Here is a 24,777-nt window from a genome sequence, read left to right as displayed (position 1 = left end):
CAGCGCTCAGCGGGGGAGGTCGGTGGCTGTGGATTGGCGGCTGCGGGTGCGTTGGGGTTGTTCGCGCCCGCGCGGCGGAGCCGCAGATCGACACAGCCCCGCGCCCCTAAAAAGCAGGTCGGCACAGTTCGGCGATGCGGTCGGCCGCTGCCGGACAGCGTGCCGTCAGCTCCGCCGCGTCCCCGTGCTCATAGCCCTCGAAGGTGAAGCCGGGAGCCATCGTGCAGCCGAACAGGGTCCACTGCCCGCCCTCGCGCACCCTGCCGCCCATCCAGGTGCCCGCCGGGACCGTGAACTGGACGTGCTGGCCGCCGAGGACATCCGGCCCCAGCACCGCCGTCCGCGTGCTTCCGTCCGGGGCGAGCAGGAGGAGCTCCAGGGGATCGCCGAGGTAGAAGTGCCAGATCTCGTCGGTCGGCAGGCGGTGCAGGGCGGAGAAGTCGTCGGGGCCCGCTGTCAGCAGGGCCACGATCGCCGTGCCCTCGGGTCTGCCGTCCGGGCGTTCGGGGCCGGCCCAGGTCTGGCGGAACAGGCCGCCTTCGCGGGGGATCGGCTCAAGGCCGTAATGGGCGATGAGGTCGTCGGGCGTCACCCGGGGAAGAGTATCTCCCGGTCGAGGAAGGCGAGCTGGGCCTTCTTCTCGGGCAGGTACACGTCCGGGAGGTCGATCTCCGGCATGACCACAACCGGCCCCGCCGTGAAGCCCAGTCCGAGGAAACGGGTGACCGCCTTCTCGTTGCGGACGTCCGGGTCGACCACGACCCGCCTGCGGTCCAGGCCGAGCAGGACGTACCGGGCGACAGCGGTCACCAGCCGTGCGGTCCAGCCGGAGCGCGCACCGCCCGGGCCGGCGGGGGCGAGCAGCAGGTGGACGCCGATGTCACCGGGGCGGACGTCGTAGCACTCGCCGACACGGTCCGCCTCGGGCTCGTAGGTCTGGAGGAGCGCGACCGGCTCGCCGTCCCGTACGACGAGGAAGGCGTGGTGGGTGGTGAGCGTGCCCATGTGGGCGTAGATCTCGGCCACCTGCCGCTCGGTGAGGCCGGTCATGCCCCAGAAGGCGGCCCGTTCCTCGCTCACCCAGCGGTGGACCGTCCCGGCGTCGGCCTCCGGATCCAGCGGCAGGACGCGGACGGTGCCGAAGCCGTCGGTCACCCGCTCGTGGACGGCGGTGCGGGAGGCGTACGGGTCAGACATCGGTCTCCTTCTTCAGCAGGGTCCAGTCGGTGACGACCGGGACGAGGTCGCCGGCGAGCCACAGGGGGAGCTGGTCGCGGTGGTGGGGCGAGCCGGGGACCCCCGAGGCGCCGAGCGGGACGACCCAGCGGCTGTCCTCGCGCCGGGCCAGGTCCCAGACGTACCGGGCCGCCGGGCCGCGCGCGGCGCGATCGGTGAGGCCCGGCACGCCCGAGGTGCACAGCACGCAGTCGTGGTCGCCGGACAGCCCCGGTTCGTCGTACGGCGTCTCCGGCTCCAGCGCCCGCCAGTGGACGAGCCGGTGGGTGTCGCCCCAGACGCCGGCGGGTGGCCGGGCGGCCACCTCCTCGACCGCCGCGCGGACGGTCGACGCGCGGTCGATTCCGTACAGCTCCTCGGCCCGCAGCAGGTGTTCGAGGGCGAAGCCGACGCGCGGGAGGAGGGCGAGCCAGGGCCGGAACACCTCCGGGTACGCCGGCGGCGCGGCGAGTGCGGCGAAGGCGGGGTGTGCCGCCAGCTGCCGTACGACCGCGCCGCGCACGGCCGAGTAGAGGGCCGCGTCGGCGCTGTCGGCGTCCATGCGGCGGTTCCAGGCGAGGAGCCGGTCCCGGAGGGCGGAGGCCTCCGGAGTGAGGGCGTCGAGGGCCCGGAGGTGGTCCAGGAGGGCGGACGCGGAGGCGAGGTGGGTGTCCGTGTGGATGGCGGGCATGTCGGCGGCGGACCAGCGCTCCTTGCCGGCCAGCAGCGCGGCGATGCGGTCGTGGCGGTGGGGCGGGGCGAACTCGATGCCGAGGGGTTCGGCCGGGCCGCGCTGGTTGGCCATGACGGCGACGCCGTCGGTGAGCCCGGCGCGGGGTGTCTCCTGCCAGCCGTGCCACTCGTGGCCGGGCTCCCAGGCGGGCACCAGGCGCAGGCGGTTGGCCTCGGCGCGCAGCGGCACCCGCCCGGCGACGCGGTGCAGCACACCGCCCTCGGTGTCGGCGGCCTGGACGACGTTGACCGGCTCGGCCCACCGGTCGAAGGCCCGGTCCACATCGGCGACCCGGCGGGCCCGCAGCAGCGGCAGCAGGGCGCCGAAGCCGAGGTCGCCGGTGACGCGGGGCGGGTGGCGCAGGCTGATCGCCACGGGCGTGCCGGAGGGGTCGGCCGGGTCGGACGGATCGTCGTCGAGTCCCTCGGGGCCGCCGATGACCACCGGGCCCCGGTCGGTCTCGATCACCTCGACCTCGACCGGCTCCTCGCCCGCCACCTCGACGACCTCCGTGTGCCGGGCCGCCCGGTGCCAGATCCCGTCCGGGCCGAGGGCCTCCACCCCGGCACCGGTGCGCCGCAGCCGCTCCCGGTACAGGTCCTGGTAGTCGGCCATGGCGTTGGTGATGGCCCAGGCGACCGTGCCGGTGTGCCCGAAGTGGGCGATGCCGGGGACACCGGGCACGGCCAGGCCGACCACGTCGAACTCCGGGCAGGAGAGGTGGATCTGCTGATAGACGCCGGGGTCCTCGATCCATCGGTGGGGGTCGCCGGCGATGACCGCCTGCCCGGTGACGGTTCGTTCGCCGCCCACCAGCCAGCCGTTGCTGCCGGAGGTGCCGGGGCCGTCGGTGGCGAACAGGCCGATGGCGTCCGCGTCCAGGTGGGCCGCGACCTGCTCACGCCAGAGCTTGGCCGGGAACCCGGCGAAGAGGATGTGGATGGCGAGCCAGACACCGAGGGGGGTCCAGGGGCGCCAGATGCCGGGGGTGAGGCTGGTGCGGGCGAACTCGGGGGCCGCGTCGGCGCCCTCCGCCAGCCCGGCGTTGACCCCGTCGACGTACGCCCGCACCCAGTCCGCCGTCTCTGGGTCCCGTCGCTCCAGGTCCGAGAAGCAGCGTCTGGCGGTGTCGTCGAGTCCGGCCCGTCTGGCGAACCGGTCCCAGGCCAGGGCGCTCTCGCCGAGGAAGGACGCCGAGGTGCCCTGGGCCCGGTGCCGCTCGACCTCCAGTTGCCAGGCCCGGTCTCGGGCGGTGACGAGGCCCTGGGCGTGGGCGAGTTCGGCCGCGCTGCCCGCGCGCAGATGCGGAATGCCCCAGGCGTCGCGGTAGATCTCGGTGGCCACGCTGTGCCTCTACTTTCCTTTAGGTTAGCCTTGCCTAAGTCAGAGCTGTGGCGGAAATCGTACGCGAAGGGTGAATACGGGATGGCGCAGGGGCGGGGTTGGGAGGGCGCGGTCCTCAAACTGCTGCGCGCGAAGGATTTCGTGTTCACCGTGACCGACACGGAGGACGTCACCCCGGACTACCGGCGGCTGCGCCTCACCGACGGCGGTCTGCTCGCGGCGACCGGCGTGCACCCGACCATGTGGGTCCGCCTGTGGTTCGACAACGCGGGCAAGCCCCACCAGCGGGCCTACACCCTGGTCGACCCGGACCCGGCGGCCGGGGCCTTCAGCCTTGAGTTCGCCCTGCACGAGGGCCGCGCCAGCGACTGGGCCAGGGCGGCGAAGCCCGGCGACACCATCGAGGCGACCGTCCAGGGCACCGGCTTCGAGCACCCGGACCCCGCCCCCTCCCACGTCTTCGCCGTCGGCGACCCGGCCTCGCTGCCGGCCATCAACTCCCTGCTCGACGCGCTGGGTTCCGCCCCCGCCACCGTCTGGTTCGAGGGCGGCGACGAGGAACTGCCGTTCCGCACCGACCCGGCCCGGCACGAGCTGCGCAAGGTGCCGCGCCAGGACTCCGGCGCCCACCTGGTCGACCAGGTGAAGGCGGACCTGCCCGGCCTGCTCCAGGGGGCCTGCGACCCGTACGTCTGGATCGCCTGCGACACGGCGACGACCCGGTCGCTCGCGGCATACGTCCGCAAGGAACTGGGCCTGCCCAAGCAGCGGGTGCACGCGCTGGGCTACTGGCGGGCGACCTAAGCCCCGCGCGGGCCGGGCTCCGGACGCGGCCGGGCCCGTGCCGGGGGATGATCGGGACATGGACGTCACTCTTCACCTTGCCCAGGAACCCGAGGCCGACGCGCTGCTCGGGCGCAGTCCACTCGCCGCGCTGGTCGGGATGCTGCTGGACCAGCAGATCCCGATGGAGTGGGCGTTCAAGGGCCCGGCGACCATCGCCCAGCGGCTCGGCACGGACGACCTGGACGCGCACGAGATCGCCGCGCACGACCCCGAGGCCTTCGCCGCGCTGCTCTCCGGGAAGCCGGCGGTGCACCGCTACCCGGGCTCCATGGCCAAGCGGATCCAGCAGCTGTGCCAGTACCTGGTCGAGCACTACGACGGTGACGCCGAGGCCGTCTGGAAGGACGCCGCCACCGGCAAGGAACTGCTGAAGCGACTGGCCGAGCTGCCCGGCTTCGGCAAGCAGAAGGCCCAGATCTTCCTCGCCCTGCTCGGCAAGCAGCTCGGCGTGCAGCCGACGGGCTGGCGGGAGGCCGCGGGCTCCTACGGCGAGCCGAAGTCCTTCCGCTCGGTCGCCGACATCACCGGCCCCGAGTCGCTGGCCAAGGTGCGAGCACACAAACAGGAGATGAAGGCAGCGGCCAAGGCCGCGAAGGCGGCCGGAAAGTAGGTTCCTGCGGGGTACGTGGGTGCCAGCCGCGAGGCCCGACGCAGCCGGCGGGTGCCAGCGGCGCGGCCGGGCCCGAGTGACGGGCGTCGACCGCGCGGCCGGACCCATGGCGGACGTCAACCGCGCGGCCGGAGGCGGACGTCAGCTGCGGGCCCGCCCAAGTCGCAGCCGTCAGCCACACGGCCGACCCGAGTCACAGGCGTCAGCCACGCCCCCCGCCCAGACAGCGGGCGTCAGCCACAGGCCCGCCCCAGACAACAGGCGCCAGCCACACAGCCCACCCCAGCTCCCGGCGTCAGCCAGAGGCCCGGCCACGTCCCGGGCGTCAGCTAGAGGCCCGGCCACGTCCCGGGCGTCAGCCAGAGGCCCGACCATGTCGCGGGCGTGAGCCAGAGGCCCGACGTCGCGGGCGTCAGCCACGCGGCCGCGCTCAGGTCTCGGTCGTAAGCCACAGGCCCGCCCAGGCCGTAGGCATCAGCCAAGCGGCCCGCCCCGGACGACAGACATCAACCGCACGGCCCGCCCCAGGTGGCGAGCCCTTCCCAGCCGGTCCCAGCATGGACCATGACCGAGCCACCGAGCGGCTCCCCGTGGGAGCCGGAGCGCGGCCCCTCCCACGGGCACATGACCCGCCCGCCCCAGGGCTTGGAACCCCACGTCCCCCAGGGCCCGGGGCCGGACGGCCCTCACACCCACGAACGGCCCGGTCATACTCTGCCCAACCCGCACGCCCCCACCCCGCCCGGCGCACAAGGCCACTGGCCGCACGACCCGCACGCGCCCCGGGGCGCCGGCTCCCTCCAGGGGACGCACACCGCGAGCCCGCCCTCAGGCAGTCACGAGCCGGAGTCCCCCTTCCCCGGGCCCCTGCACCAGCTCTCCCGTGCCGCCTGGCAAACCGTGCTGGTCACCGGGGCCGCCTCCCTCGTGCTGGGGCTTCTCATCCTGGTCCGGCCGGGCGCGTCCCTGTTCGCCGCCGGGGTGCTGTTCGGGCTCTATCTGCTCGTCAGCGGCGTCCTCCAGCTCGCCTCCGCCTTCGGCACCCACCGCACAACAGCCCTGCGCGTCCTCGCGTTCATCAGCGGCACACTCTCGATCCTGCTCGGCCTGTTCTGCTTCCGCCGCCCCATGCAGTCGATCCTGCTGCTCGCCCTCTGGATCGGCATCGGCTGGCTGTTCCGCGGCATCACCCAGACCCTGGCCGCCGCCCACGACCCGGCGATGCCCGCCCGGGGCTGGCAGATCTTCCTCGGGATCCTCACCGTCGTCGCCGGCATCGTCCTCATCGACGCGCCCTTCGAGTCCGTCGCCGTCCTCACCCTGGTCGGCGGCTGCTCGCTGCTCGCGGTCGGCGCCGTCGAGATCGTCACGGCCCTGCGCATACGGGGCCGCCACACGCCGAGCGAGCGGATCTCGCAGCCGGTGGGATGAACGACATACGCACCACGGGGAGCCGCCTCCCGTGAACCCCGCACCCCAGCCGGCCCCCCGTGGCACCCGCCGGAACACATGGCCGCGGGTGCTCGTCCTGCTGCTCGTCCTGCTCGTGTCCGGCGTGCACGCCGAAGCGCACACAGGGCAGACGACCACCGTCTCCGGGGGGAGCACGGCCGTCGAGTGCGACGTCCTCGACACCGCCCTGCGCCCACCGGCCCGGGGCACCCGGCGCACGGCCGTCGCCCTGCGCCCCGCCCCGCTCCCAAGTCCCGGACCCGCGTACGCAGCGCCGCGTCCCGCGCCCGTGCCGCCGGGCCCACGGCACGACCCTCGCCCCCTGCGTTCCGAAGTCCTGCGCTGCTGACGGGACCGGACTCCGGTCCCGTCAGCCCGTACGCAGCAATACGCAGCAATACGCAGCAATACGGAACGAGGAACACAGCCATGCTCGAAGACCCGTACGCAGTCCTGCGCGCCCTCCTGCGCGCCGAGGCCGTCCGCACCGCCCCCAAGCCACCCCAGCCCCAGTCCCAGCCCAAGCCGCAGACGGGAGAGCGACAGCAGCCCGGGAAGGGAAGGGAACGCGGCTGACCGATCCTCGGTGGCGGAGGCGGCCGAACTAGCGCCTCCGCCGCCCCGAGCGCCGTGCCGTCCCGAACAGTGACCGCGTGATCTCCCGCCCGATCTGCGTCCCCACCGACCGGGCCAGCGACTTGAACACCCCGCTGTCGGCCACCCGCTCCACGACGGACGGCCGCTCTTCCCCGCGTTCCCCACGCCCGGCGACGTCCCGCATCTCGTCCGGCCCCTTAGCCCCCCGGCCACCCGCCAGCCACTCGTACGCCGACTCCCGGTCCACGGCCCGCGCGTACCGCTCGTACAGCGGCGACCCCGCCACCGCCCGGTCCAGAGCTTCCTTCCCGACCGGCCCCATCAGCGACTCGGGCGCTCGCAGCCGGGTCGCGGCGACAGGGGTGGGCGCGCCCTTCTCGCTCAGCACCGTCACCACCGCCTCGCCCGTCCCCAGGGTGGTCAGGACCTCCTCCAGGTCGTAGGGCGACTTCGGGAAGGTCTTCACCGTGGCGTTCAGGGCCTTCTGGTCGTCGGGGGTGAAGGCGCGCAACGCGTGCTGGACGCGGTTGCCGAGCTGGGCGAGGACGTCGCCGGGTACGTCCTCCGGTGTCTGCGTCACGAAGAAGACCCCGACCCCTTTCGAGCGAATCAGGCGCACCGTCCGCGTGATCGACTCCAGGAACGCCTCGGAGGCGTCGTCGAAGAGCAGGTGCGCCTCGTCGAGGAAGAAGACCAGCCGGGGCCTGTCGACGTCGCCGACCTCGGGCAGATCATGGAAGAGGTCGGCGAGCAACCACATCAGGAAGGTCGAGAACAGCTGCGGCCTGTCCTGCACGGCGCTCAGCTCCAGCACGGAGACCACGCCCCGCCCGTCCTCCGCCGTGCGCAGCAGCTCGGCCGTGTCGAACTCCGGCTCACCGAAGAAACCCGACGTGTCCTGCGCCTCGAAGGACGTCAGGGACCGCAGGATCACCCCGGCCGTGGCCGCCGAGAGACCGCCGATCGTCCTCATCTCCTTCCTCCCCTCGTCCGAGGTCAGGAAGGTCACGACCGCCCTGAGGTCCTTGAGGTCGACCAGCTCCAGGCCCTTGCTGTCGGCGTAGCGGAAGATCAGCGCGAGGGACTGCTCCTGGGTCCGGTTCAGCCGCAGCACCTTGGACAGCAGCACCGGGCCGAAGCCGGTGACCGTCGCCCGGACCGGGATGCCCTGGCCGATGCCGCCGAGCGCGTAGTACTCGGCGGGGAAGCCGGTCGCCGTCCACCGCTGGTCGACGTCCCCGGCCCGGCCCTCGACCCGGGCGTCCGAGCGGCCCGGCACGGCGATCCCGGAGAGATCGCCCTTGATGTCGGCGAGGAAGACGGGCACCCCCTGGGCGGACAGTTGCTCGGCGACCAGCTGGAGCGTCTTGGTCTTGCCGCTGCCGGTGGCGCCCGCGACCAGGCCGTGGCGGTTGAGCATGGCCAGCGGCACCCGGATCTGCGCGTCCGGCAGGCACTGCCCGTCCCACAGCAGGGCGCCCAGATGCAGGGCGGGGCCGGAGAAGGCGTAGCCGGAGGCGATCCGCAGGACCTCCTGGGGAAGAGCGGCGGCGCGGGCGGACACCTCGGGTGCGCGGGCCGACGGCTTGGTCTCGCGGTCCGGCATATACACGCCCCTGCTCCCGGTATGCACCGCCTTGTGGGGTTTTTTTCAGCGTCGCACTCCGTCGCCACGGCTGCGCCCGGAAGGTCCCGCCCGGTAGGCTTTCCGTGTGATCTTCAAGCGCATCGGAAACGGCCGGCCGTACCCCGACCACGGCCGGGACAGCACCCGGCAGTGGGCGGACGTCGCGCCGCGCCCGGTCCGCCTCGATCAGCTCGTGACGACGAAACAGCAGCTCGATCTCGAGACGCTGCTCGCCGAGGACTCGACGTTCTACGGCGACCTCTTCGCGCACGTCGTGAAGTGGCAGGGCGATCTGTACCTGGAGGACGGCCTGCACCGCGCGGTGCGGGCGGCGCTCCAGCAGCGCCAGGTGCTGCACGCGCGCGTGCTCGAACTCGACTGACCTCCGCCGGTCACGGGTTGACCCTTTCGGGTTCTGCTGGGCGACGTCGAATGATCATCTAGTAGGCATCGTCGCCCAGGCGCACTACGCTGCGTTCATGAGCATGCTGACTCCCCCCGGCATGGGCGGCAAATACCGCATCAAGGGAAACAAGTACCCGCGGATGCGCCGGCCCCGGCGGCGCGGCAGGCTCGTCGTCCTCGTAGTCGCCTCCGCCGCCGTGCTCGGCGTGGGCGGCTGGGGCACGTTGCAGCTCATCGACGTCTTCACCGGCGGCGGCAGAAAGGCTTCGGCCGCCGGCAGCGGGACGGACTGCGCCCCCGAGACCAAGGCGAGTCCCTCGCCCAGCGCCAAGCCCCTGCCCGAACCGCGCGCCATCACGGTCAACGTGCTCAACGCCACCACCCGCAGCGGCCTGGCCAAGAAGACCGCCGACGAGCTGAAGAAGCGCGGCTTCAAGATCGGCGACGTGGGCAACGCGACCGAGCAGTACGACAAGAGGGTCAAGGGCACCGGCCTGCTGCTCGGCCCCGCCTCCGCCCTCGACACCTCGCTGCCGGTGCTCGGCACCCAGCTCCCGGGCGCCGAACGGCGTACCGAGGCGGCCCGCAAGGGCGCTGCCGTCGACCTCGTCATCGGCGACGGCTTCAAGGAGCTGGCGAAGAAGCCGGACGCCGACCGGGCCCTGACCGAGCTGGCCAGGCCCGAGCCGGCGCCGTCGTCGAAGAAGGGCTGCTGAGCAGCTCAGGCAGAAGGGCTGCTGAACCGCCCGGGTCCAGCTTCCGGGACCTACTCGGCGGCCCCGTACATCCGGTCCCCCGCGTCGCCGAGGCCCGGCACGATGTAGCCGTGCTCGTTCAGGCGCTCGTCGACCGACGCGGTCACGACCGTCACGGGGGTGCCCGCCAGCTCGCGCTCCATGATCTCGACGCCCTCCGGCGCGGCCAGCAGCACCACGGCGGTCACGTCGTCGGCGCCGCGCCGGATCAGCTCCTGGATCGCCGCGACCAGCGTGCCTCCGGTGGCGAGCATCGGGTCCAGCACGTACACCTGTCGTCCCGACAGGTCCTCCGGCATGCGCGTGGCGTACGTGGAGGCCTGGAGCGTCTCCTCGTTGCGGATCATGCCGAGGAAGCCCACCTCGGCGGTCGGCAGCAGCCGGACCATGCCGTCCAGCATGCCGAGGCCGGCCCGCAGGATCGGCACCACCAGCGGACGCGGGTGGGACAGCTTGACGCCCGTGGTCGTGGCCACCGGCGTCTGGATGTCGACCTGTTCGGTGCGCACGTCGCGCGTGGCCTCGTAGGCGAGCAGGGTGACCAGCTCGTCGGCGAGACGGCGGAAGGTCGCGGAGTCGGTGCGCTGGTCGCGCAGCGTGGTGAGCTTGTGGGCGACCAGGGGGTGGTCGACGACGTGGAGACGCATGTCCACAACAGTAACCGGGCCCGGTGACCCCGGCCGCGCGGCAAGGCCGCCGCCCGCCCGTCACCCGTTCGCCGGCGTCAAACCGCCCGTCCGGGGAAAGTGGGAAGGACGGACTGGGGGTGGTGAGCCTGATGCCCGACCGGGATTCCCGAGACGTTCCGTCGCCGCGCGCACAGCCCGCGACGGACCCGGAGACCTACAAGACCTACAAGACCGGCAGGACCGGCAGGACCGGCAGGACCGGCAGGACCGACGAGACTGCCCGGACCGACCAGGCCCAGAGGGCCGGTGCGACGGACGGGACGAGCGAGACCGACGCCGAGCGCCGTCGGCGGCGCGCCCGGTTCCTGCGCGATCTGGCCGAGGCCCGGGAGCTGCGCGACCGCGTCCAGCCGCGCCGCGTCAAAGTCGCCCGGCTGCGGCACGCGATGCGCATGCGCACGTTCCGCTGGTAGGAAACGGGTGAGGAAACCCCCGGGGAAGATCACGAACCGCAATGACGTTGCCGAGGTGACCGTGCGTGGAGCGGGGGAAAGCCGCGTACGATCCGCAGGTGGCGGCAACGAGCGTGCGATCAAAACTGCTGGACACAGGGAGCCGAAGACGTCCCCTGAACGCCTTGTTTCTGCCACGATTCCGAGTGGGTGGGGCTCGGACGAGCACTCCCCGCCCTCAACCTCCGCCGGGGGGACCCCCAACCGGCATGCCTATGACCAGTGGGAGAGTCACGGTGTACTTCGCCGCACTGCTCGCGCGCACCGAAGACGGGTGGGAAGCGAGCGACACAGAGCTCGACGATGTGGAAACCCTGTCGGATCTGGCCGACCTGGCCCGTGAAGCCTCCCCCGACGAGGACACGGTGCTCGTGCTCATCGAGCAGGAGGACGCCTGGTTCGGGGTCGTCCGCGTGGACGGCGAGGAGGACCCTCGCATCTACGTCTCGGACGCCGCCGCCGCTGCCCGCAGCAGCTACGGCGAGATCCTGCTCACCGACGAGCTGCTCGGACGCGACCCGGACGACGGGGACGACCTGGACGCCCTCGACCTCGACGGCACCGAGGACGGTGACTCCGACGACGACGATGCCGACGACGGCGACGGCGACGCGGTCGCCGGAGCCGGCGAGGCCGTGCCGCACGGCCCGGTCGGCGACGCCCAGATCCTGGACGACCTCGGCGTGAGCGAGAAGGAGCTGCGCTCGCTGGCGACGGACGCCGTCACGGAGATCGCCGAGGCCCTCGGCGCCTCGGAGACCCTGGAGACCGTCCGCTGACCGCTCGCACCACCCCTGGACCGCCGGACTCGCCGGACCCGCCGGATCCGGTACGGGACCCCTGGCGGCCCGCGATGCGACTCGCCCTGGACGAAGCCGCCGAGGCCGTCCGGGGCGGGGACGTCCCCGTCGGAGCCGTCGTGCTGGCCCCGGACGGCACGACGGTGCTCGCGGCCGGGCACAACGAACGCGAGGCCGGCGGCGACCCGACGGCCCACGCGGAGGTCCTCGCCCTGCGGCGGGCCGCGGCCGCGCTCGGCCGGTGGCGGCTCGCCGGCTGCACCCTCGTGGTGACGCTGGAGCCCTGCACCATGTGCGCGGGCGCGATCCAGCAGTCCCGCGTCGACCGGCTCGTCTACGGCGCCCGCGACGACAAGGCCGGCGCGGCCGGCTCCCTCTGGGACCTCGTCCGCGACCGGCGGCTCAACCACAGGCCCGAGGTGATCGAGGGCGTGCTCGCCGAGGAGTGCGCCAGAGCCCTCACCGAGTTCTTCCGCGGTCGCTGAATACCGATTTCAAAGCACGCCGCACCTTGCTGTAAGGTCTCCCTCGGTAGCGTGTCCGAGCGGCCGAAGGAGCTCGCCTCGAAAGCGAGTGTGGCGCAAGTCACCGAGGGTTCAAATCCCTCCGCTACCGCTTGAGAAAGGCCCCGTCCTCGGACGGGGCCTTTCGTGCGATCTGCCCCTTCGTGTGATCGGCCCTTCGTGCGATCATGTGCCCTGTTTGAGACACCAGTGACAGGGGAGGCCGCGATGGCGGTGAACGCCAAGAAGGTCGCCGTCTACGTCGTCGTGGTCTTCGCGCTGTACGTGATCATCACGGACCCGAAGACGGCCGCCGGCTACGTCCAGATAGGGTTCGAGGGCATATCGGACGCCGCCCGGGCCCTCGGCGACTTCGCTACGTGGGTCGCCAACGGAGGAAAGTGATGATCCGCCACCTGGTCCTCTTCAAGCTGAACGAGGGTGTCGAGCGCGACGACCCGCGGGTCGTGAAGGGCGTCGAGGCCTTCCGCGCCCTCGACGGCGCGATCCCCGAGATCCGCTTCTGGGAGCTCGGCTGGAACGTCAGCGACCGCCCCATCGCCCATGACTTCGCCATCAACTCGGCCTTCGACGACGCGGACGCGCTGCGCCGGTACGTGGAGCATCCCGACCACCAGGCGGGTGTCGCGCTGTGGCACGAGTTCGCCACGTGGGTGATCGCCGACTACGAGTTCTGAGCCCGCCGCTTCGAACCCCCCGTCGTCCCGACGGGGGGTTCTTCCGTTGTCGGCCCGTTGCCGACCCGCCGCCGGTCCATTGTCGGTGCGCATCTATGCGGTATTTCATCCCTCAACACGTACTTATGGGGTGCTTGCACACAGTGCTCATGTGTTGTGATGCTATGACCGCTTTTGATGGAAGAGCTGACGGATGGGTTGACGGATGACGAGGTGGAGTTGACCGTGCTGGCCAGTACCGCACCTCAGGCACCATCCTCGGAACCGGCTCCCCAGCGGAGCCGCGGCGCCGACACCCGCGCCCTCACGCAGGTCCTCTTCGCGCAGCTCAAGGAACTCCAGCCGGGGACGCCCGAGCACGACCGGGTGCGCGGGGCGCTCATCGAGGCCAACCTCCCGCTCGTGCGTTACGCGGCCGCCCGGTTCCGCTCCCGGAACGAGCCGATGGAGGACGTCGTCCAGGTCGGCACCATCGGGCTCATCAACGCCATCGACCGCTTCGACCCGGACCGGGGCGTGCAGTTCCCGACGTTCGCGATGCCGACGGTGGTCGGCGAGATCAAGCGCTATTTCCGCGACAACGTCCGTACGGTCCATGTGCCGCGCCGGCTGCACGAGCTGTGGGTGCAGGTCAACAGCGCGACCGAGGACCTCACGACCGCCTTCGGGCGCACCCCGACCACGGCCGAGATCGCCGAGCGGCTGCGCATCACCGAGGACGAGGTGCTGTCCTGCATCGAAGCCGGGCGGTCGTATCACGCGACCTCCCTGGAGGCCGCGCAGGAGGGCGACGGGATGCCGGGGCTGCTGGACCGGCTCGGCTACGAGGATCCCGCACTGGACGGGGTGGAGCACCGGGATCTCGTACGGCACCTGCTCGTACAACTGCCCGAAAGGGAGCAGCGGATTCTGCTGCTGCGGTACTACAGCAATCTCACGCAGTCTCAGATCAGTGCGGAACTCGGCGTCTCACAGATGCATGTCTCGCGGCTACTCGCACGTAGCTTCCAGCGGTTGCGGTCTGCGAACCGGATCGACGCGTAGCCGCGAACCCGGGGGCGGGTGGCTGCGAACCGGGGTGATGGGCGGCCGCGAACCCTCTCGGCACGTAACCGCAAACAGTTGCGAATGCTAACCGTGACGAGCGAATCACTCATCAGGGCGTTTCCCGACAGTTGCAGGCCGAAAAGTCGTCAGACCCCTTGTTTGCAGGGCGGATTGGCGTCTCAGATGTCGACATGTCACTACAGCGTGTTGCCGACATGTGACATTCTGCGGGAAGCGCGTTTGCCGGGGCTTCGGCTCCGGTATTCAGGTGAAGGCTGCGTTCCTCAGACGGGAGCGTCCGCCGCGACCGTCCCGCGACCCAAAGGGGGTGGCATGTCCGCAGAACAGGGCAGCTCGAAGGTGCTCACGCTCGCGGAGAGCGACACAGCTCCCCATGCTCTCGACTCACTTGGCCCCATCGACGACGTTCCGGCCGAGCTCGCGACCGAGCCCGCCCCGGCGCTTGTGGCCACGGGGGCCATCGACACCCGCACCCTGTCCCGCTCCCTGTTCCTGCGGCTGGCCGCGCTCGACGAGGACAGCCCCGAGCGTGCGTACGTCCGTGACACGCTGATCGAGCTCAACCTGCCGCTGGTGCGGTATGCGGCGGCGCGGTTCCGCTCCCGCAACGAGCCGATGGAGGACATCGTCCAGGTCGGCACGATCGGGCTGATCAAGGCGATCGACCGGTTCGACTGCGAACGGGGCGTCGAGTTCCCGACGTTCGCGATGCCAACCGTCGTGGGTGAGATCAAGCGGTTCTTCCGCGACACGTCGTGGTCGGTGCGGGTGCCGCGCCGGCTTCAGGAGCTGCGGCTGGCGCTGACGAAGGCCAGTGACGAGCTCTCGCAGAAGCTGGACCGCTCGCCGACGGTCACCGAACTCGCGTCCGTGCTCGGGGTGTCCGAGGAGGACGTCGTCGACGGGCTGGCGGTGGGGAACGCGTACACGGCGTCCTCGCTGGACTCGCCGGCGCCGGAGGACGACGGCGGCGAGGGCTCGCTGGCGGATCGTCTGGGGTACGAGGACAGCGCCCTGGAGGGCGTCGAGTACCGGGAGTCGCTGAAGCCGCTGCTGGCCAAACTGCCGCCCCGTGAGCGGCGGATCATCATGCTGCGGTTCTTCGCGAACATGACTCAGTCGCAGATCGGCGAGGAGGTCGGCATCTCGCAGATGCACGTGTCCCGCCTGCTGACGAGGACGCTGGCGCAGCTCCGGGAAGGCCTCATCTCGGACTGAGCGCGTCGGACTGAGCGCACCCCGACCCATCGCGGTGCAGGTGGGTCGGGGACGCGCCGGGGCGTGCCCGTCCTCGGAACGGCGCGATGGGGTCGGGTACCGACTGACTGTCCGTTAAGGGCCTGGGAGGTGCCCCCAGGGCGGCACGGGTGGGCGCTGGGGGTACCCCCTGCTCGAAGAGCTTGGGGGAGGCACCCCGCTCCGCCGGGCCGCGGACCCGCCCGGCCTGAGCGGCAGCGCCGAGCACCCCGCAACGCCCGGCTGCGGGCCCACCCCGCACCGGCAGCGACGCCGGGCAACCGGACAGCCCCCGGTTTCAGTAGAACCGCCGTACGCGCCGCACGGCCGGCGGCGTCAGCCCAGGGCCAGCCACGCCACCGCCGCGATCACCGCGACGGCGACGACGACGCCGAGGATGAGACCGATACGCGGCCCGCCACCGCTCGTCGGCGCGGCCTGCCGCCCCTGCGGCGCCTCGTCGACGAACGCGCGGAACATCTGGGTGCTGCCGGCGGGGTCGTGGTTGCCCTGGGGGGCCTGGTTGTTAGCCATGGCCCGAGACCCTAGCGAAAACGCCGGGGCTCCCCAAGTGGGGGTTGGCATTCCGCTCAGTCCCACCCGGCTCCACCCCCAAGCCTCACGACCTGCACATTTACTGCCGCAATACTTGCCTTTGCCAACTTTTTATACCGCGCTCACCTTTTTTATTTGCCTGTAGCAACCAACCTCTCCTATGGTTGCCCTAAGCAACGAAAGCGGGAGGTGTCATGGCCGAGAGGGCGCAGTACGAAGAGCTGGTCCGCCAGTTCAGTGCCTTCGGCGCCGTGAAGCGGGAGCTCGGCCGGATCATGCCCGCCGAGTGCCCCGGCGGGTCGGCGACCGTGCTGACACTGCTGGGCCGTCACGGCGACATGCGCATGAGCAAGCTCGCCGAGCTGCTCGCGGTGGACATGTCGGTCACCAGCCGCCATGTCGCGCACGTCGTGGCCCGGGGCTGGATCGAACGCTCCCCCGACCCCGCGGACAAGCGCTCCCGCATCCTGCGCCTCACGCCCGCGGGCCACGCACAGCTCGACGAGCTGTCCCGGCGGACCACCGAGGTCCTCGCCGAGCGCCTGAGCGACTGGACCGACGAGGACGTCGGCCGGCTCACGGATCTGATGGCGCGGCTGCGGAAGAGCTTCGACTGCCGGCCCGCGCCCCGGGCGGCACCCCCCGCTGTCGAACAGACCACCCGTACACCCGCAAGCACGTAAGAAAAGGAAGCCCATGGCAACGACCACACCAGCCGGTGTGCGGGCTCATGCCAAGCACGGGGGAGGCTCCCACGGCTCCTCCGACGGCGGCGCTCCGATGACGCACCGGCAGATCATGGAGGCCCTCACCGGCCTTCTGCTCGGCATGTTCGTCGCGATCCTGTCGTCGACGATCGTCTCCAACGCCCTGCCCCGGATCATCGGCGACCTCGGCGGCGGCCAGAGCGCCTACACCTGGGTCGTGACCGCGTCCCTGCTGACGATGACCGCGTCCACGCCGCTGTGGGGCAAGCTCGCCGACCTGTTCTCCAAGAAGCTGCTGATCCAGCTCGCCCTGGTCGTCTTCGTGCTGGGCTCGGCGGCGGCCGGCATGTCGCAGAACCCCGGCATGCTCATCACGTTCCGCGCGGTCCAGGGCATCGGCATGGGCGGTCTGTCCGCGCTGGCCCAGATCATCATGGCGGCGATGATCTCGCCGCGTGAGCGCGGGCGTTACAACGGCTACCTGGGCGCCGTCTTCGCCACGGCCATGGTCGGCGGTCCGCTGGTCGGCGGTGTCATCACCGACACCGACTGGCTCGGCTGGCGCTGGTGCTTCTACGTCGGCGTGCCCTTCGCCGTGATCGCCCTGATCGTGCTCCAGAAGACCCTGCACCTGCCCGTCGTGAAGCGGAAGGTCAAGGTCGACTGGGCCGGCGCCTTCTTCATCACCGCGGCCGTCTGCCTGCTGCTGGTCTGGGTGACCTTCGCCGGTGACAAGTACGACTGGGTGTCGTGGCAGACGTACGCGATGGTCGGCGGCTCGGTCGTGCTGCTGGCGCTGTTCGTCCTGATCGAGGCGAAGGCGAGCGAGCCGATCATCCCGCTGCGGCTGTTCCGCAACCGCACCATCACGCTGGCCTCCGTGGCCTCGCTGTTCGTCGGTGTCGCGATGTTCTCGGGGACCGTGTTCTTCAGCCAGTACTTCCAGCTGGCGCGGGACAAGTCGCCGACGATGTCCGGCGTCATGACCATTCCGATGATCGCGGGCCTGTTCGTCTCCTCCACCGTCTCGGGCCAGGTCATCACCCGGACCGGCCGCTGGAAGGGGTGGCTGCTCGGCGGCGGTGTGCTGGTGACGGCCGGGCTCGGGCTGCTGGGCACGATCCGGTACGACACCGAGTACTGGCACATAGCGATCTTCATGGCGCTGCTGGGTCTCGGCATCGGCATGATGATGCAGAACCTGGTGCTCTGCACGCAGAACCAGGTGGAGCCGGGCGACCTGGGTGCCGCCAGCTCCACGGTGACCTTCTTCCGGTCCCTGGGCGGTGCCGTGGGCGTCTCGGCGCTGGGCGCGGTCCTGGGCAACAAGATCACCGACTACGTCAAGGACGGCCTCGCCGGCCTCGGCGCCAAGGGCGCGGCCCTCGGCCACGCCGGCACCGGCGGTGGCGGCATCCCCGACCTCGACGCGATGCCCGCGCCGATCCGCACCGTCGTGGAGAGCGCCTACGGCCACGGTGTCGCGGACGTGTTCCTCTACTCGGCCCCGCTGGCGCTGCTCGCACTGCTGGTGTCGCTGTTCATCAAGGAGGTCCCGTTGAAGACGAAGGGCGGGCTGGCGCAGGCGGCGGACGCCGACGCGGAGGCTCCCTCCGAGGTGGCCTCCGAGGCACCCACCGCGGAGAAGGCCTTGCCGAGCTGGGCCGTGGCGGACACCGAGGCCGCCGACGGCACCGGGCCCGAGGGCACGCAGCGGCTCGCCGCCGTCGCCACGGTGGCCCGGGCCGAGGAGCCCGCGTCCGGTGGGGGCGGTGTGCCGGTGCGCGGCTTCGTCCGCGGCAACGAGAGCGCGCCCGTGCCGCGGGCCGCCGTCACGCTGATCTCGCTGGCAGGACGTCAGCTGGGCCGGTCCGTGGCGCAGGCCGACGGTTCGTACGCGGTGGACGCCCCGGGCTCCGGGTCGTACGTCCTGATCGCCTCCGCCGACGGCTTCCAGCCGCAGGCGTCCACGGTCGTGGTGAACGGCGAGCCGGTCGCCTACGACATCCTGCTCAGCGGCACCAGCGGGCTGACCGGCCTGGTGCGGGCCGCCGAGGGCGGGCAGCCTGTCAAGGACGCGATGGTGATCGTGACCGATGTGCGCGGGGATCTGCTGGCCACCGGAACCACCGGTGAGCAGGGCGAGTTCTCCTTCGCCGAGCTGGTGCCGGGGGCGGTGACCGTCGCGGTGAACGCCACCGGGTACCGGCCGCGCGCCCTGCCCGTCGAGGTGGGCGGCACCGGGGTCACCCGGGTCGAGATCGACCTGGACTCGGGCGCCCGCGTCCAGGGTGTCGTCCGCGCCCCGCACGGCCCGCTGGCCGACGCCCGGGTGACGCTGGTCGACCAGGCGGGCAACGTCGTCGGGTCGGCCACGACCGGCACGGACGGGGCGTACGCCTTCACCGACCTGGACGGCGGCGAGTACACCGTCATCGCCACGGGCTACCCGCCGGTGGCCACCGCCCTGACGGTCACGGGCCCCGGCACCGACGCCCACGACATCGAACTCGCCCACCCCGGCGAGTAGTACCGACCCCGGCCCGTGGCGGTGGGCGCGCTCCGAGCGGAGGCGCGCCCCTGCCACGGGCCGGTTTCATTCCGAGGAGTTAGCTGAGATGGGACTGACCGCGAGGATCCGTACCCGGGACGGTTGGGCCGTGTCGCACGCGGTCGTCACCGTGGCCGACATGACCGGTGCGCAGGCGCTGCGTGCCGAGGCCGACGCGGAGGGCGCCGTCCGGGACGCGACGCCGCTGGAGCCGGGGGCGTACACCGTCATCGTCACCGCCGTCGGCTACGCGCCCGCGGCCTCCAGCGTGATCGTCACGGCGAGCGGCCGGGCCGAGGTCGGCACGGTGACGCTGGCGCGGCAGGGCGGCACCGAGCTGCCACCACCGGGGCCGTGGACCGTCGACCCGGTGCACTCCAGCGTGGCCGCCGTGGCACAGCACCTGGGCATCTCCAGCGTGCACGGCCGGTTCACGGAGTTCTCCGGCTCGATCGAGATCGCCCCGGACGACGTCACGAAGTCGCGTGTGGAGGCGGTGATCCGGGCCGGGTCCATCGACACCGGCAACGGCACACGCGACGGGCACCTGAAGTCGCCGGACTTCCTGGACGTCGAGCGGTTCCCCGAGATCACCTACCGCTCGACGGGGCTCACGGCGACCGGGTCCGACCGGTGGACCGTGCACGGCGAGCTGGGCATGCACGGCGTCGTCCGGCCGGTCGACCTGGACCTGGCCTACCTCGGCACGGGCCCGGACCCGTGGGGCGGCACCCGCGCGGCGTTCCGTGCCACGACCGAACTGCACCGCGAGGACTTCGCGATGAACTACAACCAGGTCCTCCAGGCCGGCATCGCCGCCATCGGCACCACGCTCAAGGTGGAGCTGGACATCCAGGCCGTGCAGGGCGAGTCACTTCCGGCCGCCTGAGGCCGGGGCGGAGACCTTCGCCACCAGCTGGCCGCACAGGTCCCGGAGTTTGACGTTCCGGTGCTGCGAGGCGCGGCGCAGCCGCTCCAGCGCGTCCCGGGCGTCGATCCGCTCCCGGGCCATGAGGATGCCGATCGCCTGGTCGATGACGCTGCGCGAGAGCAGCGCGGTGCGCACGTCGGCCGCCGACTGGCGCCGGTGCTCGATGCGCAGCGACACGTCGATCGCGTCGCCCGCCCGGGCCGCGAAGGTCCGGGCCGTGTCCCGGTCCGTGCCGAGCACCCCGGGCCGCAGGCCGTAGTAGTTGATCGCCGCTCCCGTCTCGCCCTCGACGGCGAGCGGCACCGCGAGTACGCACCGGACGCCGTTGGCCAGCGCGTACGGCGTGTACGCCGGCCAGCGGGACTCGTCGGCCAGGTCGGGGGCGTACTGCTCGGCGCCGGTCTCGGCGGCCTCGACGCAGGGACCCGAGCCGTTCTCGTACTGACGCTGGTCCAGGCCACTGGGCAGGCCGTCGCTGCCGGCCAGGGTGAGCAGCCGTCCGCCGCGGCTCACCGTGATGCTGCACGCGGCGGCGCCGGCCACCTCCTGCACCGCACGGTCGGTCAGATCGCGCAGCAGGGTGTCGAGACCGCTGCTGCGCACCATCGCCTGGTCCAGCGTGTCGGACGTCTCGGAGCTCATGAACGTACGGGTATCCCGTCGGCGTCCCTTAACGCCCCCGCCCTAACTCTCGGTGCCCTACGTGGAATTGTGCGTGCCGACGATCCGGCGGGCGAGGTCGCGCAGTTTCACGTTCTCCCGCTGGGAGGCCCGCACCAGGCTCTCGAAGGCCGCGGCCGCGTCGATGCCCTGGCGCTCCATGAGGATGCCGGTCGCCTGGCCGATCAGGTCCCGGGTGTGCATGGCCTCGGTGAGCTGCTCGCGCACGGTGGCGGAGTCCAGGGCGATGCTGACGTGCGTGGTGAACAGCCGGCCGATGCGCGTCGCGTCCTCGTCGAAGGCGCCGGGTTTACGCGCGTACGCCGTGAGCACGGTCAGCCGACGGCGGTCGGCACGCAGCCGCAGCGACAGTGCCGAGCGCAGCCCCAGGGCCGACAGCACGTCCCAGCCGTCGTCGTCCTCGCTGTCCGTTATCCGCGCCACCGGGCTGTTCCACAACTGGTCCCAGTGCCTGTGCGGTTCCCGGCCGCCGTGCCGGGCCTCGGCGGAGCGCACGACGTCGTCGGTCCAGGCGAGCGTACGGAACTTGTTGCCGCGCTCGATCTCGGAGATGCCGGCGTGCTCGGCACCGGGCATGATGTGCACGGCCAGCCGGACCGCCGTGCGCAGCGTGTTGTGCCGTGTGGGGGTCTCGTGCAGTTGCTGAGACGCCACCGTCAGGGCCTCGGCCAGCTCGAAACCGACCTTGAAACGGGGCAAATCAGGAAACTCGGACGCAGCCACCACGAACCTCTTCGGCATGCACGACCATGGCCGTGCGCAGGAGAGCTCCGCAGCACATTCCCGACTGCGAGCACAGGACGAACAGCACTCTAGCTGCTCGGTTGCGTCCGGGTGACGTCCCGGCCGACGGCCGCCACAGGCGCTTCCGCAGTCGCGCCCCGGCATGGTGGAATGGGCCCGAGGGTCAGGAAGCGGCCTTACCGGAATCCGGACGAACGTCTGCCAGGTGAGTGCTGTGACTTTCCTCCCGGATCCCACCGAACCGCGAGACCTGCCCGGCCGCATCCGCCTCACCATGCCCGCGGAGATCGACTTCTGCAACGCGGAGCAGTTGCTTCCGCTCGTCATGTCCGAGGCTCAGGCCCGTGGTGACCGCCTTGAGGTGCTCGTCCTCGACCTCACCGCGACCTGCTTCATGGACTCCCAGGGCGTCCGCCTCATCAACGACATCCGCCACCGGCTGCGCCCCGGGGCCCGGATGCGCCTGGTGGCCCGGCCGGACGGCGTCACGAACCGCGTACTGGAGCTGACCGGCCTGCGCCGGGACGTGCCCGTGTACGACAACCTCGCCGAGGCCATGGCGTCGTAGGCTGCCCGGCATGGCACCGAACATCGCTACGAACACTCGCGTCTCCCTCGACGAGTTGCTCGACTTCGTACGCCCCCGTCACCACGCCATCCTGCTGACCCGGCGGACCGACGGCGGCCCCCAGGGCTCACCGCTGACCTGCGGGGTCGACGACTCCGGCCGGATCGTGGTCTCGACGTACCCGGAGCGGGCCAAGACCCGCAACGCCAAGCGGGACCCCCGGGTGAGCCTGATCGTGCTCAGCGACGACTGGAACGGCCCCTGGGTCCAGATCGACGGCACGGCCGAGGTCGTCGACACGCCCGACTCCGTCGAACCGCTCGTGGAGTACTACCGGAACATCGCCGGGGAGCACCCCGACTGGGACGAGTACCGCGCGGCGATGCTCAAGCAGGGCAAGTCGATCATTCGCATCACACCGGAGCGGTGGGGGCCGGTGGCGACGGGTGGGTTCCCGGCGCGGCTGGCCGAGGGGGAGTAGCCGGTCCGCCCGCCAAAGGCGCCTCACTCCCGGGCGACCATCGCCTCGATGCCCGCGATCAGCAGTTCCAGCGCGAACTCGAAATCGCGCTCCAGCATCTCGGCGACCGTGTCGCCGCCGCGCGCCGCCATGATCTCCTGGGACTCCTGGATGACGTCGGCGGCCTGCGGGGCCGCGGTCACCGTGCTCAGGGCCTGCTGGAAGTACTCGTCCACGGTCATGCCGCCGGCCGCGGCCCGGGTGGAGAGGTGGCCCTCCAGCGTGCCGTAGCCGTAGACGAACTGGAAGACGGCCGAGATCGTGCTCGTCAGTCGTTTCGCGGGCAGCCCGGTCCTGCGCACGACGCGCTGTACGGCCCGGGAGAACGCCAGGTTGTTGGGGCCGATGTTGAGGAAGACGCCGACCAGCGCGGACACCCAGGGGTGCCGCACCAGCAGCGTCCGGTACTCCCGGGCCAGCGCCCGCACCTCGTCCCGCCAGTCCTCGTCGGCGTCCGGATCGGGCAGCCGCATCTCGCCCATGACCTGGTCCAGCGCGAGTTCGAGGAGGTCGTCCTTGGTGTCGACGTACCAGTAGACGGACATCGCGGTGACGTCCAGCTCACCGGCCAGCCGCCGCATCGAGAACTTGGCCAGCCCCTCGGCGTCGAGCAGCCGGACGGTGACCTCGATGATGCGTGCGCGGTCCAGCCCCGAGGGCTGTCCACCACCGCGCCGCCGGTGCGCTGTGCTTTCCAGCCAGACGCTGGTCCGCGGCTGACTCGCCCGAGCCGCTTTCGCCATGGCGCACCTTCCTCAATCTTGCAATGCCGCTCATGCTAGACGCGCTTCCTGGGGACGCGGGGCTGTGTCGACTTGCGGCTCCGCCGCGTGGGCGCGACCAGCCACAACGGTCCCGCAGTCGCCCGACTACCCAGCCGTCCGAGCTGTTAGGCGGACTCTGCCCGCTCAGCCCGCCGCAGCAACGCCGCCGCGACCAATCCCCCGGCCAGCACAGCCACCGCCCCCACCAACTGGCTGGTTTCCAGCCCGGAGGCGAACGCGTCGGAGATACGCGCCTTCTCCTCAGCGCTGTCCGCCGCGGCCAGCGCCGCCGGCAACGACGCCGCCGATACGGCGACCAGCGACGCGAACCGAGAGTTGAGCACCGCACCGAGCACCGCCACACCGAGGCCGTTGCCGAACTCCGCGAGCGTCCCGTTGATCCCCGCTCCCACACCCGCCTTCTCCGGCGGTATCGCACTCATGATCGCGTTGGCCATGGCAGGCATGGACAGCGCCACACCCGCGCCCATCACGACCAGGCCGAGCAGCATCCCGCCGTACCCGTGCCCGCCCAGCAGTGCGATCGCCGCCAGCCCGGCCGAGACCAGGCTCATACCGAGCGCGATGGCCGCCGGCGTGCCGGCCTTGAGCACCAGCTTCGCTCCGAGTCCGGTGAAGTTGAGCGCGACCACGGTCAGCGCCAGTGGCGCCGTCCGCAGACCGGCGTCCAGCGGTTCGTAGCCGAGTACGAACTGGAGGTGCTGGGTGAGCAGGAACAGCGAGCCCGTCATGCCGAAGGCCACGAGGATCGCGCCCGCGACCGCGCCCACGAACTTCTGGTTGCGGAAGAAGTGCATGTCGAGCATGGGGTGCTCGATCCGCAGCTCCCACGTCACGAACAGGCCGAGAACGACCATGCCGATCAGCGCGGAGACCAGCACCTGCGCGGAGGTCCAGCCGTGCTCGGGGCCGGTGATGATCGCGTACACGACGGCCGTCATGCCGATGGTCGACAGCACCGCGCCGACCAGGTCGGGCCGGTCGCCCGCCTTGTGCTTGGACTCCGGCACGAGTGCGGCGACCGCGATCAGGCCGAGCACGGCGACGGGGATGTTGATCAGGAAGATCGCCCCCCACCAGAAGTGGTTCAGCATCACGCCGCCGATCAGCGGCCCGGCCGCGAAACCGAGCGAACTGACCGTGGACCACAGCGCGATGGCCTTGACCCGCTCCTTGTCGTCGAAGATCTGCACGACGACGGCGAGGATCGTGGTCATCAGCAGCGCGCCGCCGACGCCCATGCCGGCGCGGGCCGCGATCAGCTGGGCCGGGCTCTGGGAGAGTCCGGCCACCAGCGAGCCCACACCGAAGATCGCCAGGCCCGACATCAGCAGCAGCTTGCGGCCGTAGCGGTCGGCGGCGTTGCCCGCCGTGAGGAGCAGGCCGGACTGCACCAGTGAGTAGGCGTTCATCATCCACTGGACGTCGGCGGTCGTCGCGTCCATCTCGCGGGTGAGCGAGGGGATCGCCACGTTCAGGATCGTGTTGTCGAGCAGCACGGTGAGCTGCGCGAGGCAGATGACACCGAGGATCAGCCAGCGCTGGGGGTGGCCGCCGTGCGCCGTCTGCGGCGGGGCCTCTTCCTGGGGGGACGTCGTCATGCTGTACACCGTAGAACACTTCCCATACGCTGTACAACCGAGTAATCGAGCAACGGAGAAGGGCGGTGGCTCTCGGCCACCGCCCTTCTTCCGGTCAGAGGACT

General features: G+C 71.4%; 29 protein-coding genes and 1 tRNA gene. 20 read left to right on the top strand and 10 right to left on the bottom strand.

Annotated features, from left to right (window positions below; translation table 11 throughout):
• Positions 1-106: 106 nt before the first annotated feature.
• The 3 genes from ACZ6TU_RS30300 to ACZ6TU_RS30290 are packed head-to-tail and all read right to left on the bottom strand — an operon-like array spanning position 107 to position 3,292.
• Positions 107-592 carry a cupin domain-containing protein gene (locus ACZ6TU_RS30300; protein WP_467677873.1) on the bottom strand — a complete coding sequence of 162 codons (486 nt, stop codon included), beginning with the start codon at positions 590-592 and terminating at the stop codon, positions 107-109.
• Entirely contained in the window at positions 589-1,197 is a 609-nt protein-coding gene (locus ACZ6TU_RS30295; protein ID WP_469552185.1) for a GNAT family N-acetyltransferase, read from the bottom strand. The genes ACZ6TU_RS30300 and ACZ6TU_RS30295 overlap by 4 nt, the downstream gene beginning before the upstream one ends.
• Entirely contained in the window at positions 1,190-3,292 is a 2,103-nt protein-coding gene (locus ACZ6TU_RS30290) for a penicillin acylase family protein (protein ID WP_469552183.1), read from the bottom strand. The genes ACZ6TU_RS30295 and ACZ6TU_RS30290 overlap by 8 nt, the downstream gene beginning before the upstream one ends.
• Positions 3,293-3,373: 81 nt before the next feature.
• Here ACZ6TU_RS30290 and ACZ6TU_RS30285 point away from each other — a divergent pair, with 81 nt between their 5' ends.
• From ACZ6TU_RS30285 to ACZ6TU_RS30265, 5 genes are all read left to right on the top strand, one after another.
• Positions 3,374-4,096 carry a siderophore-interacting protein gene (locus ACZ6TU_RS30285; RefSeq protein WP_469552181.1) on the top strand — a complete coding sequence of 241 codons (723 nt, stop codon included), beginning with the start codon at positions 3,374-3,376 and terminating at the stop codon, positions 4,094-4,096.
• Between the two features lie 58 nt (positions 4,097-4,154).
• Positions 4,155-4,748, top strand: coding sequence for an HhH-GPD-type base excision DNA repair protein (locus tag ACZ6TU_RS30280; RefSeq protein WP_467677881.1), 594 nt, complete (start codon positions 4,155-4,157; stop codon positions 4,746-4,748).
• A gap of 867 nt (positions 4,749-5,615) precedes the next feature.
• Positions 5,616-6,179: an HdeD family acid-resistance protein gene (locus ACZ6TU_RS30275; protein WP_467678215.1), complete on the top strand. Its 564-nt coding sequence runs from the start codon at positions 5,616-5,618 to the stop codon at positions 6,177-6,179.
• 31 nt (positions 6,180-6,210) lie between these two features.
• Positions 6,211-6,549, top strand: coding sequence for a hypothetical protein (locus ACZ6TU_RS30270; RefSeq protein WP_467677883.1), 339 nt, complete (start codon positions 6,211-6,213; stop codon positions 6,547-6,549).
• A gap of 80 nt (positions 6,550-6,629) precedes the next feature.
• On the top strand, positions 6,630-6,776 hold the full coding sequence (locus ACZ6TU_RS30265) for a hypothetical protein (protein WP_467677885.1): 147 nt from the start codon (positions 6,630-6,632) through the stop codon (positions 6,774-6,776).
• Positions 6,777-6,804: 28 nt separating this feature from the next.
• Here the strand turns inward: ACZ6TU_RS30265 and ACZ6TU_RS30260 are convergent, their stop codons facing one another.
• The gene (locus tag ACZ6TU_RS30260; protein WP_469552180.1) at positions 6,805-8,403 is read right to left on the bottom strand and encodes a helicase HerA-like domain-containing protein; all 1,599 of its coding nucleotides are present in this window, start codon (positions 8,401-8,403) and stop codon (positions 6,805-6,807) included.
• Positions 8,404-8,509: 106 nt separating this feature from the next.
• On the opposite strand from ACZ6TU_RS30260, the gene ACZ6TU_RS30255 reads away from it, so the two are divergent.
• Together ACZ6TU_RS30255 and ACZ6TU_RS30250 are read left to right on the top strand one after the other, a co-directional pair.
• Positions 8,510-8,806: a type II toxin-antitoxin system VapB family antitoxin gene (locus tag ACZ6TU_RS30255; protein ID WP_003991361.1), complete on the top strand. Its 297-nt coding sequence runs from the start codon at positions 8,510-8,512 to the stop codon at positions 8,804-8,806.
• Positions 8,807-8,927: 121 nt separating this feature from the next.
• Positions 8,928-9,545, top strand: a complete 618-nt coding sequence (locus tag ACZ6TU_RS30250; RefSeq protein ID WP_467678216.1) for a LytR C-terminal domain-containing protein — start codon at positions 8,928-8,930, stop codon at positions 9,543-9,545.
• 50 nt (positions 9,546-9,595) lie between these two features.
• On the opposite strand, the gene upp is transcribed toward ACZ6TU_RS30250, so the two are convergent.
• Positions 9,596-10,231, bottom strand: coding sequence for a uracil phosphoribosyltransferase (gene upp, locus ACZ6TU_RS30245; protein WP_467677889.1), 636 nt, complete (start codon positions 10,229-10,231; stop codon positions 9,596-9,598).
• A gap of 131 nt (positions 10,232-10,362) precedes the next feature.
• Between upp and ACZ6TU_RS30240 the strand changes: the two genes are divergently transcribed.
• The 8 genes from ACZ6TU_RS30240 (at position 10,363) to ACZ6TU_RS30205 (ending at position 15,012) form a co-directional block, all read left to right on the top strand.
• Positions 10,363-10,686 carry a hypothetical protein gene (locus ACZ6TU_RS30240; RefSeq protein WP_469552177.1) on the top strand — a complete coding sequence of 108 codons (324 nt, stop codon included), beginning with the start codon at positions 10,363-10,365 and terminating at the stop codon, positions 10,684-10,686.
• A gap of 275 nt (positions 10,687-10,961) precedes the next feature.
• A complete protein-coding gene (locus tag ACZ6TU_RS30235; RefSeq protein WP_467678217.1) occupies positions 10,962-11,504 on the top strand; it encodes a tRNA adenosine deaminase-associated protein in 543 nt (180 codons plus the stop codon).
• Between the two features lie 74 nt (positions 11,505-11,578).
• Positions 11,579-12,010 carry a tRNA adenosine(34) deaminase TadA gene (gene tadA, locus ACZ6TU_RS30230; protein ID WP_467677893.1) on the top strand — a complete coding sequence of 144 codons (432 nt, stop codon included), beginning with the start codon at positions 11,579-11,581 and terminating at the stop codon, positions 12,008-12,010.
• A 45-nt stretch (positions 12,011-12,055) separates the two neighbouring features.
• Positions 12,056-12,140: transfer RNA gene (locus ACZ6TU_RS30225), tRNA-Ser, on the top strand.
• A gap of 116 nt (positions 12,141-12,256) precedes the next feature.
• Positions 12,257-12,433: a hypothetical protein gene (locus ACZ6TU_RS30220; RefSeq protein ID WP_467677895.1), complete on the top strand. Its 177-nt coding sequence runs from the start codon at positions 12,257-12,259 to the stop codon at positions 12,431-12,433.
• Positions 12,433-12,726: a Dabb family protein gene (locus ACZ6TU_RS30215; RefSeq protein ID WP_467677897.1), complete on the top strand. Its 294-nt coding sequence runs from the start codon at positions 12,433-12,435 to the stop codon at positions 12,724-12,726. The genes ACZ6TU_RS30220 and ACZ6TU_RS30215 overlap by 1 nt, the downstream gene beginning before the upstream one ends.
• Before the next feature lie 177 nt (positions 12,727-12,903).
• Positions 12,904-13,770, top strand: a complete 867-nt coding sequence (locus ACZ6TU_RS30210; protein ID WP_467677899.1) for an RNA polymerase sigma factor SigF — start codon at positions 12,904-12,906, stop codon at positions 13,768-13,770.
• Positions 13,771-14,106: 336 nt separating this feature from the next.
• Positions 14,107-15,012: an RNA polymerase sigma factor SigF gene (locus ACZ6TU_RS30205; protein ID WP_243380166.1), complete on the top strand. Its 906-nt coding sequence runs from the start codon at positions 14,107-14,109 to the stop codon at positions 15,010-15,012.
• A 354-nt stretch (positions 15,013-15,366) separates the two neighbouring features.
• On the opposite strand, the gene ACZ6TU_RS30200 is transcribed toward ACZ6TU_RS30205, so the two are convergent.
• Positions 15,367-15,564, bottom strand: a complete 198-nt coding sequence (locus tag ACZ6TU_RS30200; protein ID WP_467677901.1) for a hypothetical protein — start codon at positions 15,562-15,564, stop codon at positions 15,367-15,369.
• Positions 15,565-15,779: 215 nt separating this feature from the next.
• On the opposite strand from ACZ6TU_RS30200, the gene ACZ6TU_RS30195 reads away from it, so the two are divergent.
• The 3 genes from ACZ6TU_RS30195 to ACZ6TU_RS30185 all read left to right on the top strand — a co-directional run bounded on the left by ACZ6TU_RS30195 (position 15,780) and on the right by ACZ6TU_RS30185 (position 19,732).
• Complete coding sequence (locus tag ACZ6TU_RS30195; protein WP_467677903.1) at positions 15,780-16,268, top strand: MarR family winged helix-turn-helix transcriptional regulator; 489 nt, start codon at positions 15,780-15,782, stop codon at positions 16,266-16,268.
• 97 nt (positions 16,269-16,365) lie between these two features.
• Entirely contained in the window at positions 16,366-18,822 is a 2,457-nt protein-coding gene (locus ACZ6TU_RS30190) for an MFS transporter (protein WP_467678218.1), read from the top strand.
• Between the two features lie 88 nt (positions 18,823-18,910).
• Positions 18,911-19,732 carry a YceI family protein gene (locus ACZ6TU_RS30185; protein ID WP_469552173.1) on the top strand — a complete coding sequence of 274 codons (822 nt, stop codon included), beginning with the start codon at positions 18,911-18,913 and terminating at the stop codon, positions 19,730-19,732.
• Here ACZ6TU_RS30185 and ACZ6TU_RS30180 read toward each other — a convergent pair.
• Together ACZ6TU_RS30180 and ACZ6TU_RS30175 are read right to left on the bottom strand one after the other, a co-directional pair.
• Positions 19,715-20,416 (bottom strand): GAF and ANTAR domain-containing protein, encoded by a 702-nt coding sequence (locus ACZ6TU_RS30180; RefSeq protein ID WP_467677907.1) that lies wholly within the window; start codon positions 20,414-20,416, stop codon positions 19,715-19,717. The two genes, ACZ6TU_RS30185 and ACZ6TU_RS30180, sit on opposite strands and share 18 nt — an antisense overlap.
• Before the next feature lie 57 nt (positions 20,417-20,473).
• Positions 20,474-21,196: an ANTAR domain-containing protein gene (locus ACZ6TU_RS30175; protein WP_467677909.1), complete on the bottom strand. Its 723-nt coding sequence runs from the start codon at positions 21,194-21,196 to the stop codon at positions 20,474-20,476.
• A gap of 208 nt (positions 21,197-21,404) precedes the next feature.
• On the opposite strand from ACZ6TU_RS30175, the gene ACZ6TU_RS30170 reads away from it, so the two are divergent.
• Together ACZ6TU_RS30170 and ACZ6TU_RS30165 are read left to right on the top strand one after the other, a co-directional pair.
• The gene (locus ACZ6TU_RS30170; protein ID WP_469552171.1) at positions 21,405-21,767 is read left to right on the top strand and encodes an STAS domain-containing protein; all 363 of its coding nucleotides are present in this window, start codon (positions 21,405-21,407) and stop codon (positions 21,765-21,767) included.
• 10 nt (positions 21,768-21,777) lie between these two features.
• Positions 21,778-22,248, top strand: coding sequence for a PPOX class F420-dependent oxidoreductase (locus ACZ6TU_RS30165; RefSeq protein ID WP_467677913.1), 471 nt, complete (start codon positions 21,778-21,780; stop codon positions 22,246-22,248).
• Positions 22,249-22,271: 23 nt separating this feature from the next.
• On the opposite strand, the gene ACZ6TU_RS30160 is transcribed toward ACZ6TU_RS30165, so the two are convergent.
• Both ACZ6TU_RS30160 and ACZ6TU_RS30155 read right to left on the bottom strand, forming a co-directional pair.
• Positions 22,272-23,030 (bottom strand): TetR/AcrR family transcriptional regulator, encoded by a 759-nt coding sequence (locus tag ACZ6TU_RS30160; protein WP_467677915.1) that lies wholly within the window; start codon positions 23,028-23,030, stop codon positions 22,272-22,274.
• A gap of 146 nt (positions 23,031-23,176) precedes the next feature.
• Complete coding sequence (locus ACZ6TU_RS30155) at positions 23,177-24,673, bottom strand: MFS transporter (protein WP_467677917.1); 1,497 nt, start codon at positions 24,671-24,673, stop codon at positions 23,177-23,179.
• Between the last annotated feature and the right edge of the window lie 104 nt (positions 24,674-24,777).

The organism is Streptomyces sp. NPDC052064 (assembly GCF_055585925.1).
The sequence above is the reverse complement of the archived record's forward strand: the minus strand, read 5'-3'. Positions and strand labels throughout refer to the sequence as shown.

What these genes read in the sequence shown, in the direction of transcription:
- ACZ6TU_RS30180 (WP_467677907.1), bottom strand. Translation starts at nt 20,416, where the DNA reads ATGAGCTCCGAGACGTCCGACACGCTGGACCAGGCGATGGTGCGCAGC.
- ACZ6TU_RS30250 (WP_467678216.1), top strand. Translation starts at nt 8,928, where the DNA reads ATGGGCGGCAAATACCGCATCAAGGGAAACAAGTACCCGCGGATGCGC.
- ACZ6TU_RS30165 (WP_467677913.1), top strand. Translation starts at nt 21,778, where the DNA reads ATGGCACCGAACATCGCTACGAACACTCGCGTCTCCCTCGACGAGTTG.
- ACZ6TU_RS30200 (WP_467677901.1), bottom strand. Translation starts at nt 15,564, where the DNA reads ATGGCTAACAACCAGGCCCCCCAGGGCAACCACGACCCCGCCGGCAGC.
- ACZ6TU_RS30190 (WP_467678218.1), top strand. Translation starts at nt 16,366, where the DNA reads ATGACGCACCGGCAGATCATGGAGGCCCTCACCGGCCTTCTGCTCGGC.
- ACZ6TU_RS30260 (WP_469552180.1), bottom strand. Translation starts at nt 8,403, where the DNA reads ATGCCGGACCGCGAGACCAAGCCGTCGGCCCGCGCACCCGAGGTGTCC.
- ACZ6TU_RS30265 (WP_467677885.1), top strand. Translation starts at nt 6,630, where the DNA reads ATGCTCGAAGACCCGTACGCAGTCCTGCGCGCCCTCCTGCGCGCCGAG.
- ACZ6TU_RS30285 (WP_469552181.1), top strand. Translation starts at nt 3,374, where the DNA reads ATGGCGCAGGGGCGGGGTTGGGAGGGCGCGGTCCTCAAACTGCTGCGC.
- ACZ6TU_RS30175 (WP_467677909.1), bottom strand. Translation starts at nt 21,196, where the DNA reads ATGCCGAAGAGGTTCGTGGTGGCTGCGTCCGAGTTTCCTGATTTGCCC.
- ACZ6TU_RS30240 (WP_469552177.1), top strand. Translation starts at nt 10,363, where the DNA reads ATGCCCGACCGGGATTCCCGAGACGTTCCGTCGCCGCGCGCACAGCCC.
- ACZ6TU_RS30160 (WP_467677915.1), bottom strand. Translation starts at nt 23,030, where the DNA reads ATGGCGAAAGCGGCTCGGGCGAGTCAGCCGCGGACCAGCGTCTGGCTG.
- ACZ6TU_RS30155 (WP_467677917.1), bottom strand. Translation starts at nt 24,673, where the DNA reads ATGACGACGTCCCCCCAGGAAGAGGCCCCGCCGCAGACGGCGCACGGC.
- ACZ6TU_RS30220 (WP_467677895.1), top strand. Translation starts at nt 12,257, where the DNA reads ATGGCGGTGAACGCCAAGAAGGTCGCCGTCTACGTCGTCGTGGTCTTC.
- ACZ6TU_RS30195 (WP_467677903.1), top strand. Translation starts at nt 15,780, where the DNA reads ATGGCCGAGAGGGCGCAGTACGAAGAGCTGGTCCGCCAGTTCAGTGCC.
- ACZ6TU_RS30215 (WP_467677897.1), top strand. Translation starts at nt 12,433, where the DNA reads ATGATCCGCCACCTGGTCCTCTTCAAGCTGAACGAGGGTGTCGAGCGC.
- ACZ6TU_RS30295 (WP_469552185.1), bottom strand. Translation starts at nt 1,197, where the DNA reads ATGTCTGACCCGTACGCCTCCCGCACCGCCGTCCACGAGCGGGTGACC.
- ACZ6TU_RS30205 (WP_243380166.1), top strand. Translation starts at nt 14,107, where the DNA reads ATGTCCGCAGAACAGGGCAGCTCGAAGGTGCTCACGCTCGCGGAGAGC.
- ACZ6TU_RS30210 (WP_467677899.1), top strand. Translation starts at nt 12,904, where the DNA reads ATGGAAGAGCTGACGGATGGGTTGACGGATGACGAGGTGGAGTTGACC.
- upp (WP_467677889.1), bottom strand. Translation starts at nt 10,231, where the DNA reads ATGCGTCTCCACGTCGTCGACCACCCCCTGGTCGCCCACAAGCTCACC.
- ACZ6TU_RS30280 (WP_467677881.1), top strand. Translation starts at nt 4,155, where the DNA reads ATGGACGTCACTCTTCACCTTGCCCAGGAACCCGAGGCCGACGCGCTG.
- ACZ6TU_RS30185 (WP_469552173.1), top strand. Translation starts at nt 18,911, where the DNA reads ATGGGACTGACCGCGAGGATCCGTACCCGGGACGGTTGGGCCGTGTCG.
- tadA (WP_467677893.1), top strand. Translation starts at nt 11,579, where the DNA reads ATGCGACTCGCCCTGGACGAAGCCGCCGAGGCCGTCCGGGGCGGGGAC.